This is a genomic window from Streptomyces sp. NPDC088707, from assembly GCF_044752725.1.
In the GTDB taxonomy this organism is placed as follows: domain Bacteria; phylum Actinomycetota; class Actinomycetes; order Streptomycetales; family Streptomycetaceae; genus Streptomyces.
Window position 1 is genome coordinate 504,632 of record NZ_JBIVLV010000005.1, and the last position, 15,447, is coordinate 520,078.

Annotated in this window: 17 protein-coding genes and 1 riboswitch; of the genes, 10 read left to right on the top strand and 7 right to left on the bottom strand. The window is 73.1% G+C overall.

The window, feature by feature from the left end:
- Positions 1-25: 25 nt before the first annotated feature.
- A riboswitch (cobalamin riboswitch) is annotated at positions 26-158 on the bottom strand.
- 121 nt (positions 159-279) lie between these two features.
- Together ACIP84_RS18740 and ACIP84_RS18745 are read right to left on the bottom strand one after the other, a co-directional pair.
- Positions 280-501 (bottom strand): hypothetical protein, encoded by a 222-nt coding sequence (locus ACIP84_RS18740; protein ID WP_355964924.1) that lies wholly within the window; start codon positions 499-501, stop codon positions 280-282.
- A 12-nt stretch (positions 502-513) separates the two neighbouring features.
- Positions 514-1,782 carry an anion permease gene (locus ACIP84_RS18745; RefSeq protein ID WP_401798736.1) on the bottom strand — a complete coding sequence of 423 codons (1,269 nt, stop codon included), beginning with the start codon at positions 1,780-1,782 and terminating at the stop codon, positions 514-516.
- Positions 1,783-2,200: 418 nt separating this feature from the next.
- On the opposite strand from ACIP84_RS18745, the gene ACIP84_RS18750 reads away from it, so the two are divergent.
- Positions 2,201-3,328, top strand: a complete 1,128-nt coding sequence (locus ACIP84_RS18750) for a hypothetical protein (RefSeq protein ID WP_355964926.1) — start codon at positions 2,201-2,203, stop codon at positions 3,326-3,328.
- A 77-nt stretch (positions 3,329-3,405) separates the two neighbouring features.
- A complete protein-coding gene (locus ACIP84_RS18755; protein WP_401798738.1) occupies positions 3,406-4,884 on the top strand; it encodes a hypothetical protein in 1,479 nt (492 codons plus the stop codon).
- 55 nt (positions 4,885-4,939) lie between these two features.
- On the opposite strand, the gene ACIP84_RS18760 is transcribed toward ACIP84_RS18755, so the two are convergent.
- On the bottom strand, positions 4,940-5,341 hold the full coding sequence (locus ACIP84_RS18760; protein ID WP_355964928.1) for a VOC family protein: 402 nt from the start codon (positions 5,339-5,341) through the stop codon (positions 4,940-4,942).
- Between the two features lie 67 nt (positions 5,342-5,408).
- On the bottom strand, positions 5,409-6,299 hold the full coding sequence (locus ACIP84_RS18765) for a neutral zinc metallopeptidase (protein ID WP_401798740.1): 891 nt from the start codon (positions 6,297-6,299) through the stop codon (positions 5,409-5,411).
- A 267-nt stretch (positions 6,300-6,566) separates the two neighbouring features.
- Here ACIP84_RS18765 and ACIP84_RS18770 point away from each other — a divergent pair, with 267 nt between their 5' ends.
- The 3 genes from ACIP84_RS18770 (at position 6,567) to ACIP84_RS18780 (ending at position 9,661) form a co-directional block, all read left to right on the top strand.
- Complete coding sequence (locus tag ACIP84_RS18770; protein WP_355964930.1) at positions 6,567-8,165, top strand: ABC-F family ATP-binding cassette domain-containing protein; 1,599 nt, start codon at positions 6,567-6,569, stop codon at positions 8,163-8,165.
- A 342-nt stretch (positions 8,166-8,507) separates the two neighbouring features.
- Positions 8,508-8,729: a helix-turn-helix domain-containing protein gene (locus ACIP84_RS18775; protein WP_006123601.1), complete on the top strand. Its 222-nt coding sequence runs from the start codon at positions 8,508-8,510 to the stop codon at positions 8,727-8,729.
- A gap of 131 nt (positions 8,730-8,860) precedes the next feature.
- A complete protein-coding gene (locus ACIP84_RS18780) occupies positions 8,861-9,661 on the top strand; it encodes an enoyl-CoA hydratase/isomerase family protein (protein WP_401798741.1) in 801 nt (266 codons plus the stop codon).
- A 36-nt stretch (positions 9,662-9,697) separates the two neighbouring features.
- Here the strand turns inward: ACIP84_RS18780 and ACIP84_RS18785 are convergent, their stop codons facing one another.
- Complete coding sequence (locus tag ACIP84_RS18785) at positions 9,698-10,345, bottom strand: hypothetical protein (RefSeq protein ID WP_401798743.1); 648 nt, start codon at positions 10,343-10,345, stop codon at positions 9,698-9,700.
- Between the two features lie 93 nt (positions 10,346-10,438).
- Between ACIP84_RS18785 and ACIP84_RS18790 the strand changes: the two genes are divergently transcribed.
- From ACIP84_RS18790 to amaP, 5 genes are read left to right on the top strand one after another with little or no spacing between them, the layout of a single operon-like run.
- Positions 10,439-10,915 carry an Asp23/Gls24 family envelope stress response protein gene (locus ACIP84_RS18790; RefSeq protein WP_355964933.1) on the top strand — a complete coding sequence of 159 codons (477 nt, stop codon included), beginning with the start codon at positions 10,439-10,441 and terminating at the stop codon, positions 10,913-10,915.
- A 52-nt stretch (positions 10,916-10,967) separates the two neighbouring features.
- Positions 10,968-11,159, top strand: a complete 192-nt coding sequence (locus ACIP84_RS18795) for a hypothetical protein (RefSeq protein ID WP_401798745.1) — start codon at positions 10,968-10,970, stop codon at positions 11,157-11,159.
- 6 nt (positions 11,160-11,165) lie between these two features.
- Positions 11,166-11,525, top strand: a complete 360-nt coding sequence (locus ACIP84_RS18800) for an Asp23/Gls24 family envelope stress response protein (protein ID WP_401798746.1) — start codon at positions 11,166-11,168, stop codon at positions 11,523-11,525.
- Complete coding sequence (locus tag ACIP84_RS18805) at positions 11,522-12,262, top strand: DUF6286 domain-containing protein (RefSeq protein WP_401798748.1); 741 nt, start codon at positions 11,522-11,524, stop codon at positions 12,260-12,262. Before ACIP84_RS18800 ends, ACIP84_RS18805 begins: the two co-directional genes overlap by 4 nt.
- 26 nt (positions 12,263-12,288) lie before the next feature.
- On the top strand, positions 12,289-12,876 hold the full coding sequence (gene amaP / locus ACIP84_RS18810) for an alkaline shock response membrane anchor protein AmaP (protein ID WP_401798750.1): 588 nt from the start codon (positions 12,289-12,291) through the stop codon (positions 12,874-12,876).
- A 12-nt stretch (positions 12,877-12,888) separates the two neighbouring features.
- Here the strand turns inward: amaP and ACIP84_RS18815 are convergent, their stop codons facing one another.
- Both ACIP84_RS18815 and ACIP84_RS18820 read right to left on the bottom strand, forming a co-directional pair.
- Positions 12,889-13,644: an SDR family oxidoreductase gene (locus ACIP84_RS18815; RefSeq protein ID WP_355964937.1), complete on the bottom strand. Its 756-nt coding sequence runs from the start codon at positions 13,642-13,644 to the stop codon at positions 12,889-12,891.
- Between the two features lie 4 nt (positions 13,645-13,648).
- Positions 13,649-15,439 (bottom strand): glycoside hydrolase family 15 protein, encoded by a 1,791-nt coding sequence (locus tag ACIP84_RS18820; RefSeq protein ID WP_401798752.1) that lies wholly within the window; start codon positions 15,437-15,439, stop codon positions 13,649-13,651.
- Between the last annotated feature and the right edge of the window lie 8 nt (positions 15,440-15,447).

Genomic DNA, 15,447 nt, shown 5'->3' on the forward strand with positions numbered 1-15,447 from the left:
TCCTCACTCAGGGTCCGCGCCCTGGATCGACGTGACCGGCGGCGAGAGTTCCTGACTCCCGGACCCCTCGGATCCGGTCACAGTGGCGGGACCGCGCCGGATTCGCACCGGACTTCCTCTGCTGCCGCCGTAATGGCCTCGGCAGTCCACCACGGCCCGAGAACAGCCGTCAACTCACCCTTGACCTGCAGCGAGTCACTGTGCGAAGCGCCACAGACACGACGGCGGGGCGGTCCGCACCCGAAGGTGCGGACCGCCCCGCCGGTCACGCTCGGACCGTCAGACGACGATCAGGTAGATGCCGTACGCGACGGCTGCCGCGCACAGGGCGAAGCAGGCGTACGCGGCGGCGCGGGCCGGAGCGGCGGAGCCTCCGCGGGCGGCGGCCTCCTCCTGCTTGGTGAGCCCGACGATGCCGAGGGTGAAGAGGCCTACGAGGGCGACGGTCGCCACGAGGCTGACTCCGAAGACGGAGCCGAGAGCTGCCCAGTCGATCTTCATGTCGTGAGTTCCTTAGACCGCGGCGGCGGGGGCCGGGGGAGCGGTCGGGTCGGTGGGGGCCGGCGCGGGGATGGTCGTCTTGAGGTCCTCGTCCGCGACGGCGGCGACGGAACCGGCGGCCGGCGGCGGGGTGACGGCCGCCATGGCGGTGGTCACGATGCCCGCGGGCTCGGCGTCCAGGTCGTCGGCGGTGACGTTGTTGTGGTCGACCGGCTTGCGGCGGGAGAGGGACCAGATGACGCCCGAGCCGGCGACCAGCAGGACCGCGACGGCGGCGATGCCCCAGGGGCCCTGCTTGGTGAGGAACTCGGCACCGGCGCCGACCACGGCCGCGGCGGGCAGGGTCAGACCCCAGGCGACGAACATCCGGGTGGCGGTCGACCAGCGGACGACGCCGCCCTTGCGGCCGAGACCGGCGCCCATCACGGCACCCGAGCAGGACTGGGTGGTGGAGAGCGAGAAGCCCAGGTGCGAGGAGGCGAGGATGACCGTCGCGGCGCTGGTCTGGGCGGCGAAGCCCTGCTGCGGCTGGAGGTCGGTGAGGCCCTTGCCCATGGTGCGGATGATGCGCCAGCCGCCGAGGTACGTGCCGAGCGCGATGGCGACACCGGCGGAGACGATGACCCACAGCGGAGGGTTCGAGCCGGGGGCGACGACACCCTGGGTGACCAGGGCGAGGGTGATGATGCCCATCGTCTTCTGCGCGTCGTTGGTGCCGTGGGCGAGGGAGACGAGACCGGCGGAGGCGATCTGGCCGGCCCGGTAGCCCTTGGCCGTGGCCTTCGCCTCGGGGTTGGCCTTGATCCTGTACGTCAGCTTGGTGGCGGCCATCGCGGCGAGGCCGGCGACGAGCGGCGCGGCGACGGCCGGGATGAGGACCTTGGTGACGATGGTCGGGCCGTTCACGGCCGACCAGCCGGCCGACATGACCGCGGCGCCGATGAGGCCGCCGAAGAGGGCGTGGGAGGAGCTGGACGGAAGTCCGAGCAGCCAGGTCAGGAGATTCCAGAGGATGGCGCCGACGAGCGCCGCGAAGATCACCTCTGTACGAATGCCTTCTTCGTTGATGATCCCGCCGGAGATCGTCTTGGCGACCTCCACGGACAGGAACGCGCCGACGAGGTTCAGCACGGCGGACATGGCCACCGCCGTCTTCGGCTTGAGAGCACCGGTCGAGATGGTCGTGGCCATCGCGTTCGCGGTGTCGTGGAAACCGTTCGTGAAATCGAACACGAGAGCTGTCACGACCACAATGGCGAGCAGCAGCGTGATGTGTTCCATTTACCCAGGCAATCGTTTGACGTCAGTGGCTGGACGAACGTAAGCAACCAGGGTGAACGGAAGGTGAACTAGGTAGGGCGCTGTGGTGTCCCAAATCGGCGTCGAGGGATTCCGGTTACGGTTCCGGCCCCCGAACTGTCCACGATGCGGTCACCCCGCAACCCCGGGTAATCCGGCCCATCACCGGGCACATGCGACCTGCCCCGGTTCCTCCTCCACCACACCGTTCCGGTCCCTGGACGGAACCATCCGACCGGGGGACCCCGCGGACGAGACCCATGTCACTCCCCGGAGGGTCCCGGAGGTCGACGGGCCCGTGCGCGGAGCCCCCGTCCCGCACCCCTCCTCCCGCCCCCTTCCCGGAGCCGTCCGGGTCCCACCGGTGGCAGTCCGCCCCCACCCTGCCGAGACTGGGAGCGTGCGCCCGGCTACAGCGACGGCAGCGGCCGTCACCACTCTGCTCGGTGTCGGCGCGGCCGCGTTCGCGGCCGGCCGGTACGCCAGCGACGTCGCCCTCAGGGCGCCGTCCGGACGCCCCCTGCCGGGGGATCCCAAACTCACCGTGCACGCCACGGGCCCCGGACGGATCACGCTCACCCGCAGCCTCGCCTCGCTGCGCCCCGGTACCTACGGCGTGGAGGGGCACGGACAGCACGCCGTCGTCGGCCCGGTCCTCGACCGGGTCCCGCACACCGCGGACACCGTCGTCCGGCGCCTGGAACGCGTCGAGCGCGGGGTGCTCGGCCCCGGCTCCCGCGTCCGCCTCACCCCCCAGCTGCACATCGGCACGCCGATCAGCGCCCTCGGGCTCGCCCACGAGGACGTCGAGATCCCCGGCGAGCTCGGGCCCCTGCCGGCCTGGCTGGTGGCCGCGCCCCGCACCACCTGGGTGATCGCCCTGCACGGCCTCGGCACCACCCGCGAGCACCCGCTGAACGTCGTCCCCTTCTTCAACCGCCGCAAGATCCCCGTCCTCGTCCCCGCCTACCGGGGCGACGAGGGAGCACCCGCCTCTCCGGACGGCCTCGCCCACCTCGGCGACTCCGAGTGGCGCGACGTCGACGCCGCCATCCGCTGCGCCGTCCACCGGGGCGCCTCGAAGGTCGTGCTGCACGGCTGGGGGACAGGGGCCTCGATGGCCCTGCGCGCCGCCGCCGAGTCGGGGGTGCGCGACCGGATCAGCGGAGTCGTCCTCGACTCGCCCGTGCTGGACTGGGAGGCCACCCTCCGCAACCTCGCGGCGGCCCACCACGTCCCCGCGCCCCTGCTCCCGCTCGCCGTCCGCGCCGCCCAGGGCAGGACCGGACAGCACGGCGACCTCCTCGAGGAGGCCTCCGCGCCGGGAGCGCTGCGCGTTCCCGTGCTCCTCTTCCACGGCCCCGACGACACCATCGCCCCCTGGGGGCGATCCGTCGAACTCGCGGCCCGCCGCCCCGATCTGGTCACCCTCCAGGCCGTCCGGCACGCCCCGCACGCGGCGATGTGGAACGCCGACCCGGTCCGCTACGAGGAGGCCCTGCGCCGCTTCCTCACCCCGCTCCTCTAGGGCCCGGCGGACGGCGCGGGGGACGGCGCGGCCGATTCCGATTGGGCTTTCGGGCCGTCAGCGGGAAGACTGCCCCCGTGACGTCTCGAAAGCCCGATGAACCATTGGCGCGCAACTCCAGACTCCGACTCGTCCGCCCGCGGGCGCTGGCCACTGCCCGACGGGCCGTGACGACCCGGCGCACCAGGCCGGCGCCGCGGCCGCCCGAGGGCACTCCGCCCCGTGCGGAGCTGGCCCGTCAGGCCCGGCACGTCCTCGCCGACGCCGTACGGATCGCCCGCTGGGCGGCCGTCGAGCGCGGCGCCACAGCGACACCCGGCAGCGGCCCCGGAGCCGTTCCCGCCCAGGAACGGGCCGCCGCCGCACTCGACCTGACGCCCGGCCAGATCAGGGCCGGCTGGGACCGCGCCCGACTCGCCGGCCTCGTCGAGCTCCACGGCGACACCGCCCGCCCCGGCTGGCGGCTGCACGCCTGGGACCGTGACGACTCCGCCGTACTGCGCGGCTGGGTCGCCCTCTTCGACGCCTGGTCCCTGGTGCACCCGGCCCCCGAGGGGGTCGAGCCGAGCGCCGTCGCCGAGGTCGTCGAGGCCCTTCCGCAGGTCCTGTCGCTGCTTCAGCTCTCCCAGGGCCCGGTCCTCGTCCCCGCCCTGCTCGACCTCCTCGGCCAGCGCGTCGAGGAACTGCGCGAGGAGCGCTGCGAGGTCCCGGGGGCCGAGCAGGCCCCCGCTGCCGGGCAGGCCCCCGAAGCCGCCGACGCACCCGCCGCCGCGAACGGCACCGACGGCACCGACGGCACCGACGGCGACGCCGACGGCACCGACGGGCTCCCGGCCCTGCTCGACTGGGCGCTCGAAGGCCTGGCGGCCGTCGGCGCGCTCACCCTGGACCCCGGCGCGGAGGGGCGTCACGCCACCCTGACCCCGCTCGGCAACTGGGCGGTCTGGGTCAAGCTGGAGCAGATCTGCGTCGCCGCGCAGAGCCCCGCCGGGAACATCGAGCAGTCCGCGGAGGACATGCTCCGCGGCTGCGCCCGGCTCACCCCCGGCCCCGCCCGCGCCGAGTACCGCGCCTGGCTCGCGGCCCGCACCCTCTCCAGCGCGGTGACCGAACTCCTCACCGTCGCCCGCGGCGAGGACGCGCTGCTGCGCGGGCTCGCCTTCGAGGCGCTCCGGGTCGTCGGCGCCCCCGCCGAGGCCGAGGTCCGGGCCACCGTCGCGGAACCCTCCCTGCGGCCGTACGCACTGCTCTGGCTCGCCGAGTACGAGGGCGCCGACCCCGACGACGCCCAGGAGGTCCTCACCCGCGAGGAGTCCACCTGGCTCTGGGTGGACACGGCCGCCGCCGTCGCCGACCACGGGGAGAGCGAGCTGCTCGTCCGGCACCTCGACTCCGCCGTGCAGGGCACCGTCCCGGCGCTCCTCGACGAGATCAGGGCCGTCGGCCACCCCCGTACCGTCCAGGTCCTGGTCGCCCTCGCCGCCGCCCACCCGGACCCGGCGCTGGCCAAGGCCGTCCGCCGGGCGGCCTTCCAGGTCCACACCGGGGGAGCGTGACGGGATCCCCGCCCGGGGACCCCGAAGGGCAGAACCTCCGTCCCCCGGCGCCCGGCTACTCCGCGGCGCCGGGGGTGTACGTCCCGAAGCTCCAGATGTTGCCCTCGGCGTCCCGCGCCATGTAGTCCCGCGAGCCGTACTCCTGGTCCTTGGGCGGCATCACGATCTCGACGCCGTGGGCCATCGCCCGTGCGTGGTGCTCGTCGACGTCGTCCACGTGCACGAACACACCGACCGGGCCGGCGTCGGCCATCAGCTTGTCGAACTCGCTGCCGGTGCCCTTGCTGCCCAGCATCACCACGCCGTTCCCGTACGACAGCTCGGCGTGCGCCACGCGCCCGTCCTCGGTCTCGTACACGGCGTCCGCCCGGAAGCCGAAGCCCTCCGTGAGCAGGCTGATCGCCGCCTTCGCGTCCTCGTACGTCAGCGTCGGACAGATGTGGGGAGCCTCAGCCATCCCGATCACTTCCTCTCGATTCAGTCGAATGTGACCCAGGTCTCAGTCTGGCAGTCCCCGTCGGCAATCAGCGGAAGGTGTTGCACCGGGCCATGTCACCCGTCCGGTAGCCCTCGTAGAACCACTGCTGGCGCTGGGCCGCGGAGCCGTGGGTCCAGTTCTCCGGGGTCACCCGGCCCTGGAACCTCTCCTGGATCCGGTCGTCGCCCACGGCGGCCGCCGCGTCCAGGCCGTCCCTGATGTCCTCGTCCGTCAGCTGGGTGAGCAGCGGCCGGCCCGTGCGGTCGTCGGGCGTGGTCGTGGCGTGCCGGGCCCACACGCCCGCGTAGCAGTCGGCCTGGAGCTCGACCCGCACGGCGTTGGAGTTCGCGCCGGTCCGCCCGTCCTGGGCCCGGCTCAGGGTGCCCATCAGGTTCTGGATGTGGTGGCCGTACTCGTGCGCCACCACGTACGCCTGGGCGAAGGGCCCGCCGCTCGATCCGAACGTGGTGCGCAGCTCGTCGAAGAAGCCCAGGTCCAGATAGACCTGCCGGTCGCCGGGGCAGTAGAAGGGCCCCACCGCGGAGGTCGCCGAGCCGCAGGCGGTCGGGACCCGCTGGCTGAACATCACGGTGGCGGCGTTCCCGTACGTGCCGCCGCGGCGCGTGTACTCGCTCCGCCAGAAGTCCTGGACGCTGTTGACGACGGCGACGATCCGGCAGTCCTCGCGGGTGTTGGCGTCCGAACCCTTCTTGCAGGTCTGTGCCACCTGGGCGGCCCCCGACGAGCTGGCCACCGGCTCGTCGCCGCCCGAGGAGAGTCCGAGCTGGTCCGGCCCGACCCCGAGGAACAGGCCCAGGATCAGGGCGATGAAGCCGATGATGCCGCCGCCGACGGTCGCCTTGCCGCCCGGGATCCGACTGCCCCGGACGTCCTTGACCTCCGAGGTGTCCAGATCGGCGTCGTCGTCGAACTGCACGGTCCACCGCCCTCCGCGTCACTGCCGCGGCAGTGGCCGCCGCCCTGCGCCGAGTATCGGTCGATCCATCACCCCTCGCCCCTTTTGTTCAAGCAATGGCGGTTATGTGAGAAAGCTCCGATCGCGCCCCGGGGCACCCTCATGGCCGAAAAGCAGTTGCAGGGGCCCGTTAGACTGGCCGTATGGCCATTCTCCCCGTGCATTAGCGGCGTCGAAGCCCTTCACCAGCCGTCCTTCCGCCGTTTCCCATCGCCCTGGAGTCTGTCCGTGATCACCGCTTCCGGCATCGAGCTGCGCGCCGGCGCCCGAGTCCTCATCGAGTCCGCTTCCTTCCGTGTCGCCAAGGGCGACCGCATCGGCCTCGTCGGTCGCAACGGAGCGGGCAAGACCACGCTCACCAAGTGCCTCGCGGGCGAGGGCGTCCCGGCCGCCGGCCAGATCGCCCGCTCCGGCGAGGTCGGCTACCTCCCGCAGGACCCCCGCACCGGCGACCTCGACGTCCTGGCCCGCGACCGCATCCTCTCCGCCCGCGGCCTCGACGTCCTCCTCAAGAAGATGCGGATGAACGAGGAGCGCATCGCCACCGGCGCCGGCGCCACCCGCGACAAGGCCATGCGGCAGTACGAGCGCCAGGAGACCGAGTTCCTGACCAAGGGCGGATACGCGGCCGAGGCCGAGGCCTCCACCATCGCCGCCGCCCTGGGCCTGCCCGACCGGGTCCTCGGCCAGCCGCTGCACACCCTCTCCGGTGGTCAGCGCCGCCGCGTCGAGCTCGCCCGGATCCTCTTCTCGGACGCCGACACGCTCCTCCTCGACGAGCCGACCAACCACCTCGACGCCGACTCCATCGTCTGGCTCCGGGACTACCTGAAGAGCTATCGCGGCGGCTTCATCGTGATCTCCCACGACGTCGACCTCGTCGAGACCGTGGTCAACAAGGTCTTCTACCTGGACGCCAACCGCTCCACGATCGACGTCTACAACATGGGCTGGAAGCTGTACCAGCAGCAGCGCGAGGCCGACGAGAAGCGCCGCAAGCGCGAGCGCCAGAACGCCGAGAAGAAGGCCGCCGCCCTCAACTCGCAGGCCGACAAGATGCGCGCCAAGGCCACCAAGACCGTGGCCGCGCAGAACATGGCCAAGCGCGCCGAGCGACTGCTCTCCGGCCTGGAGGCGGTGCGCGCCTCCGACAAGGTCGCCAAGCTCCGCTTCCCCGACCCCGCGCCCTGCGGCAAGACCCCGCTGACGGCCGAGGGGCTCTCCAAGTCCTACGGTTCGCTCGAAATCTTCACCGATGTGGATCTCGCGATCGACAAGGGCTCACGCGTCGTCATCCTCGGCCTCAACGGCGCGGGCAAGACCACGCTGCTCCGGCTGCTCGCCGGCGCCGAGAAGCCCGACACCGGAGAGGTGACCCCGGGCCACGGTCTCAAGCTCGGCTACTACGCCCAGGAGCACGAGACGCTCGACCCCGAGCGCAGCGTCCTGGAGAACATGCGCTCGGCCGCGCCGGACCTCGACCTCGTCCAGGTCCGCAAGACGCTCGGCTCCTTCCTGTTCTCCGGTGACGACGTCGACAAGCCGGCCGGGGTGCTCTCCGGCGGTGAGAAGACCCGTCTGGCCCTGGCCACCCTGGTCGTCTCCTCGGCGAACGTGCTGCTCCTCGACGAGCCCACCAACAACCTGGACCCGGCCAGCCGCGAGGAGATCCTCGGGGCCCTGCGGACCTACAAGGGCGCCGTCGTCCTCGTCACCCACGACGAGGGCGCGGTCGACGCGCTGGAGCCGGAGCGGATCATCCTGCTCCCGGACGGCGTCGAGGACCTGTGGGGCCCGGACTACGCGGACCTGGTCGCGCTCGCCTGACCCGGAGAGGACCGGGTGATCATGCCCGGCTGGATCATTCGGCCCACGGGTGATCCTTCATCTGAGTGAGGGCGTCTCGTACACCCCGGCGCGGTGCTCTGCCGAATCCTTCCGGCAGACCCGCGCCGCACGTGTGTTCCCCCTGTATCGCTGACCTGCTGATTCCCGCGCAGGGTGCCCCGGAGCCCGGTTTCCGGCCCAGCGGAATATGGGCTTCCGTTCGTGTCGAACGCGCGCCCGTCCACAAACCCGGCGGCATGGACCTTGTCGAATGGGTGGCCAGGACGCACGGGAGGGGTGATCATGAGAAGTCCAGAGCGCACTTCCCATGAGGAGGCACGGGTGGCCGAGACTCTGAAGAAGGGCAGCCGGGTGACCGGCGCCGCGCGCGACAAGCTCGCGGCAGACCTGAAGAAGAAGTACGACTCCGGTGCGAGTATCCGGGCGCTGGCCGAGGAAACGGGCCGCTCCTACGGATTCGTCCACCGGATGCTCAGCGAGTCCGGAGTCACGCTGCGTGGACGCGGCGGAGCGACCCGGGGCAAGAAAGCCGCCTCGGCCTGACATAGGACGCCTCGACCGGGCCACCGGATCCCCGGTGGCCACCCGGTCGGCCACCGTGCCGGCCAGGTGGTTACTGTGCAGTCACTTAGCATTTCGCATGCAGTGTGCTGCACCGTAACCGGAGGCGCCCCATGACTACGCTCGACGACTCTGAGCTCGTATTCGACAAGGACGGTGTACGGCTCACCGTCGAGGACGCCGTTGCCACGGTGACCCTGACCAATCCGGCGAAGCGCAACGCTCAGTCTCCCGCTCTGTGGCGGGCGTTGACAGAAGCCGGCCGGTCGTTGCCCGGCAGCGTGCGGGTCGTCGTCCTGCGCGGCGAGGGACAGTCCTTCTCCGCCGGACTCGACCGGCAGGCGTTCACGCCCGAGGGCTTCGACGGAGAGCCGTCCTTCCTCGATCTCGCGCGCGGTTCCGACGCGGACCTCGACGCGGTCATCGCCGAGTACCAGGAGGCGTTCACCTGGTGGCGCCGCAGCGACCTCGTGTCGATCGCGGCCGTCCAGGGGCACGCCATCGGCGCGGGCTTCCAGCTCGCTCTCGCCTGCGACCTGCGGGTCGTCGCCGAGGACGTGCAGTTCGCCATGCGCGAGACCAGCCTGGGCCTCGTCCCGGACCTGACCGGGACGCACCCGCTCGTCTCGCTCGTCGGCTCCGCCCGGGCGCTGGAGATCTGCGCCACCGGCCGCTTCGTCCACGCGGAGGAGGCCGAGCGCATCGGACTCGCCAACCTGTCCGTGCCCGCCGACGAGCTCGACGCGGCGGTACGGGACCTCGGCGCCGCCCTGCTCGCGGCGCCGCGCGACGCGGTCACCGAGACCAAGGCGCTCCTCCAGGGCGTCTCCGGCCGCTCGTACGAGGAGCAGCGCGTCGCCGAGCGCGCCGCCCAGGCCCGCCGTCTGCGCGACCTCGCGGGCCTCGGCGACTGACGCCTTCCCTCACGTGCCTGCCCGCGCGCGCCTGTCCTAGCGCAGGTCCGACACCACGACCGTGACCGCGGCGTCCTCCGGGACGACCGCGGTCACCGCCGTGCGCACCGCGCGGGCCACGTCCCGGGGGCGGGCCCCGGCCGTCACGGCCAGTTCCACCCGCACCCCGTCGGGCCCCCGGCGCACGGGCGGACCCACCGTGTCCGTCACCGCCGCGACCCCCGCCACCGCGAGCGCGGCGAGCGCCACGGGGTCGTCCGTCGCCGGCGAGGTCGGGCCGGGCGGGGGAGCGGCGCCGGCGTCCGGCTCCGGCGGCGCCGTGTCGAGCAGCTCCGCCACCCGCAGGTCCACCGCGTCGACCACCAGACCGAGCCCGCTCTCGGCCGCGGCGAGCAGCGCCACCCGCAGCTCCTCGACGAGCTCCGGCAGGGGGCGCCCGGCGACCGCGCCGAACGAGGCCGTGACCAGCAGGGCGCCCGATTCCGGATCCTCGGGTGCGTCCGCCGGTCCGATCCGCAGGCTGCCGGGCACCACCCCCCGTACGGCCGAGGCAGCCCGGCCGAGTTCCTCGCGCACCGCCCGCTCGGTGATCCAGGCCCGTTCCGCCGCCGTTCCGAGCGGCAGAAGCCTGCCCGGTGAGAGGTGGTCCCGCACCGCCGCCGTCCAATTCTCAGCAGTCGTCATCGCCCCAGCCTGCCGTATCCCCGGGGCGGGACCGGGGAACCGCCCTTAGTGTGGGCAAAGAACCCCGAAATAACCCAGAAGGGGCGAAATCTGATGACGGACACCACTCATTCCAGCGACCCTGCGGCCGACGGGCCGCGCCGCACCTCGGTCACCAAGCGGGGCGGCGGAGACCCGGCCTCCCGGGGCCGGACCACGATCGCCGACGGCGTCGTCGAGAAGATCGCCGGTCTCGCCGCGCGCGACGTCGTGGGCGTGCACGCGATGGGCAGCGGTCTCTCCCGCACCTTCGGTGCCGTACGCGACCGGGTACCCGGCGGGGGCGGCGCCAAGTCGAACGCCACGCGCGGGGTGAAGGCCGAGGTCGGCGAGGTGCAGACCGCGCTCGACCTGGAGATCGTCGTCGACTACGGCGTCTCCATCGCGGACGTCGCCGGCGACGTCCGGGAGAACGTCATCGCGGCCGTGGAGCGGATGACCGGGCTCGAAGTCGTCGAGGTCAACATCGCGGTCAGTGACGTGAAGCTGCCGGACGAAGAGGACGAAGAGCCGGAGTCACGGCTCCAGTAGTCGCTGACGACGGCGCACAGGTGGCTCAGGAGGACTCGGAAAGGGGTCAGGAATGAGCATGGCGGTGGTCGGCCTGGTGGCCGGCATGGCTCTCGGCTTCGCCGGATACTTCGGCGGTTTCGGAGCGTTTGTACTGGTCGCGGCCTTGGGGGCGATCGGCTTCGTGGCCGGCCGCTTCCTCGACGGCGACATCGAACCCGGCGATCTGTTCCGGGGCCGCGACCGCGGCGACCGGCGGCGGTGACCGGGGGTGGCAACCGATCTGGTCTCTCCGGACCCGGTACGCGACCGGGGTGCCACCTCGATCGCCGACCGGGTGGTGGCGAAGATCGCCGCCCAGGCGGCCAGGGAGGCCGCGGGCCCCGCACCCAGGGGCGGATCGAAGCCGCACGCCTCGGTCGTCGTCCACCGGGACGTCGCCCGGGTCGCGGTGAGCCTCGACCTCGACTACCCCACCGACGTCGGGGCCCGGTGCGGGGCCGTCCGGAGCCGGGTGCGCGCCCGCGTGGAGGAGCTCGTGGGCATGGAGGTCCACGAGGTCACCGTGCAGGTGGAGCACCTCCACTCCGCGCTCACCCGGCAGTCCGGCCCGAGGGGCCGCCTGTCATGACGACGCCTCCCGAACCGTTCCCCGACCACGAGCCCGCCCCGGCCCCCGGCGACGAGCCGACCCGGGCCCGCGGCGGCGCCTCCGACGCGCCTCGCGGCTCCCACCCCCGCTCGCCTTCCGGGTCCCGCTCCGGCGGCGTCCCCGTCCTCACCGATGCCGACCCCGGCTCCGGCCCCCGGCCCGACCCCGCGTCCCGCGTCCGCCGCTTCTGGTCGGTCCGCCGCATCCCCGCCGCCGTGCTCGCGGCGCTCGTCCTCGGCGGGGCCGGGCTCCTGCTCTACGACGTGGCCGCCGTACGGGCCGACCGCACCGCCATGGCCTGGCGGCGGGAACTCGCCGACGGCCTCGCGACCCGGCCGCTCGACGACACCTGGGTCGTCGTCGGCGCGGCGGTCGCGGTGGTCCTCGGCCTCTGGCTCCTGACCCTCGCCGCGACCCCCGGTCTGCGCGCCGTCCTCCCCATGCGCCGCGAACACGCCGACGTACGGGCCGGACTCGACCGGGAGGCCGCGGCCCTGGCCCTGCGGGACCGTGCCATGGAGGTCTCCGGCGTGCAGTCCGTCCGGGTCCGGGTGGGCCGCGCCAAGGTGGCGGTCAAGGCCGTCTCGCACTTCCGGGCGCTCGACGAGGTCCGCGCCGACGTGGAGACGGCCCTCGCCGCGGGCGTCGACGAACTGGCCCTCGCCCACCCGCCCGCGCTGACGGTACGGGTGGCCCGGCCGCCCAGGAAGGCGTGAGCCATGAGCCACGAAGAGGTGCCCCGGTGACGGTCGTCCTCCGGCGCGTCAACCGCGTCCTGCTCGGTCTCGCCGGGCTGCTGCTCGTCCTCGGCGGCGGGGGAGTCCTCGCCGCCTCCCTCGATCTGTCCGTACCGTCCTGGTGGCCCTGGTCGGGCCCCTCGGACGTGCTGCTGTCCGCCGCCGACCGGCAGCGCTGGCGCGACGAGGGCTGGTGGTGGCCGGTGGTCATCGCGGTCCTCGGGCTCGTCGTGCTGCTCGCCCTGTGGTGGCTGCTCGTCCAGTTCCGCCGGGCCAGGCTCGCCGAGGTCGTCGTCGACAGCGGCGACGGCGAGGTGGTCGTCCTGCGCGGCCGGGCCCTGGAGGGCGTCCTCGAGGCGGACGCCACCGCCCAGGAAGGCGTGGCCAAGGCCCGGGTCGCCCTCACGGGCCGCCGGGCCACCCCCCGCACCCGCGTACGGCTCCTCCTGGAGCCGTACGCCTCCCCGGCGGCCGCGCTGACCACGCTCAGCACCCAGGCCCTGGCCCACGCGCGGACGTCCACGGGCCTGCCCGCCCTGCCCACCGAGGCACGCCTGCGGGCCGTCAAGCACCGGGCCCGCAGGGTCACCTGAGGTTCCCCGGGGTCAGAACTCGGCGCGCGCCCCGCCGTCCACCGGGAGCATCAGACCCGTGAGGTACGAGGCGGCCGGCGACAGCAGGAACGCCGCCGTCCGCCCGAACTCCTCCGGGGTGCCGTAGCGGCGCAGCGGGATGGTGGACTCGTTGGCCGCGCGGGACGCGTCCGCGTCGCCGGAGAGGGAGTCCAGGAACCGCACCCGGTCGGTGTCGATCCGGCTGGGCAGCAGGCCGATCACGCGCACCCCGCGCGGGCCCAGGTCGTTGGCGAGGGACTTCGCGAAGCCCGCGAGACCCGGACGCAGACCGTTGGAGATGGTCAGACCGGGGATCGGCTCGTGGACCGAGCCGGACAGCACGAAGCCGATGACACCGCCCTCGCCGAGCGTCTCGGCGGCCGCGCGGGCCAGCCGTACGGCCCCGAGGAACACGGTGTCGAAGGCGGCGGCCCACTCCTCGTCGGTGTTGTCGGCCGCGAAGCCGGGCGCCGGCCCGCCGACGCTGATGAGGATGCCGTCGAAGCCTCCGAACCGCGCACGCGCCTCGGCGATGAGCCGCGCCGGCGTCTCCGGGTCGGTGTTGTCCGCGGCGATGCCCGCCGCGCCCGGCCCCAGTTCGGCCACGGCCTCCGCGACGGTCTTCTCCTCGCGGCCGGTGACGAGCACCTTGGCCCCCTCGGCGAGCAGTGCCTCGGCGGAGGCCCGCCCGAGCCCCCGCGTCGCCCCGGTCACCACGTACACACGGTCCTTCATCCCAAGATCCATGGACCTATCCTGCCGGGTCCTGATCCTCCGCTGCCAGTGCGAGCGCCGTGCCCACCAGGCCGATGTGGCTGAAGGCCTGCGGGAAGTTGCCCAGCTGGCGGTCGGTCACCGGGTCGTACTCCTCCGCCAGGAGGCCCACGTCGTTGCAGAGGGCCACGAGGCGTTCGAAGAGCGCGCGGGCCTCCTCGCGCCGGCCGCACAGCCGGAGCGCGTCCGCGAGCCAGAAGGAGCAGACCAGGAAGGTGCCCTCCTGCCCCGGGAGGCCGTCCACCGCCCCCGACGCGGTGCTGTAGCGGCGCAGGTAGCCGCCGTGCATCAGCTCCGCCTGCACCGCCTCCACCGTGCCCAGCACCCGGGGGTCGTCCGGCGGCAGGAAGCCGACCTGCGGGATGAGCAGGGTCGCGGCGTCCAGTTCCTGGGAGCCGTACGACTGGGTGAAGGTGTTCCGGGCCGGGTCGTAGGACCGGGCGCACACCTGGGCGTGGATCTCGTCCCGCATCGTCCGCCACCGTGCCGCGTCCCCCGGCAGCGACGGGTCCGCCTCCAGGGCGCGCACCGCCCGGTCGGCGGCCACCCAGGCCATCACCTTCGAGTGGGTGAAGTGCCGTCGCGGCCCGCGCACCTCCCACAGCCCCTCGTCGGGCTCGCGCCAGGTCGACTCCAGGAAGCCGAGCAGGCTCAGCTGGAGGTTCCAGGCGTGCGGCTCCGCCGGGATCCCGGCCTCACGCGCGCGGTGGAACGAGTCCATGACCTCGCCGTACACATCGAGCTGGAACTGGTCCACGGCCGCGTTCCCGGTCCGTACCGGCGCCGAGTCGGCGTAGCCACGCAGCCACGGCAGGGTGGTCTCGGGGAGCCGGCGCTCCCCGGCGGGCCCGTACATGATCTGCAGGTCGGCCGGGTCGCCGGCGACCGAGCGGAGCAGCCAGTCCCGCCAGGCGCTCGCCTCGTCGACGTACCCGGCGGCGAGCAGCGCGCCGAGGGTGAGGGAGGAGTCGCGCAGCCAGCAGGCGCGGTAGTCCCAGTTCCGTACGCCGCCGACCTCCTCCGGCAGGGAGGTGGTGGGCGCGGCCATGATGCCGCCGGTCGGGGCGTAGGTGAGGGCCTTGAGGGTGATCAGGGAGCGCAGCACCGTCTCCCGGTACGGGCCCCGGTAGGTGCAGCGGTCCGACCACTCCCGCCAGTCCGCGAGGGACTGCTCCAGTGCCTCGTGGGGGTCGACGAGGTCGGGGCGCGGCTCGTGCGAGGGATGCCAGGTCAGCACGAACGCGACCTTCTCGCCGGCGGAGACGGTGAACGAGGAGCAGGTGGAGAACTGCTGGCCCCAGGTCTTCACGGGCGGCTCGCTGCGCAGCCAGACCGCGTCCGGCCCGGCGACCGCGACCCGGTGGCCGTCGGCGCGGCGCATCCAGGGCACGATCGAGCCGTAGTCGAAGCGGAGCCGCAGGACGCCGCTCATCTCGACGGTGCCGCTGACGCCCTCCACGATCCGCATCAGTTCCGGGGCCTCGTCCCGCTGCGGCATGAAGTCGACGACCTTGACGGTGCCCGTACGGGTCTCCCAGTAGGTCTCCAGGACGAGGGAGTCCTCGGCGTACCGGCGTGTGGAGCAGGTCGTGGCACCCTTGGGCGCGATCCGCCAGTGGCCGTTGTCCTCGTCGCCGAGGATCGCGGCGAAGCAGGCGGCCGAGTCGAAGCGGGGCAGACACAGCCAGTCGACCGATCCGTCGCGGCCGACGAGCGCGGCGGTCTGGAGATCGCCGATGAGGGCGTAGTCGTCGATACGTTGCGTCACGCTTTGGG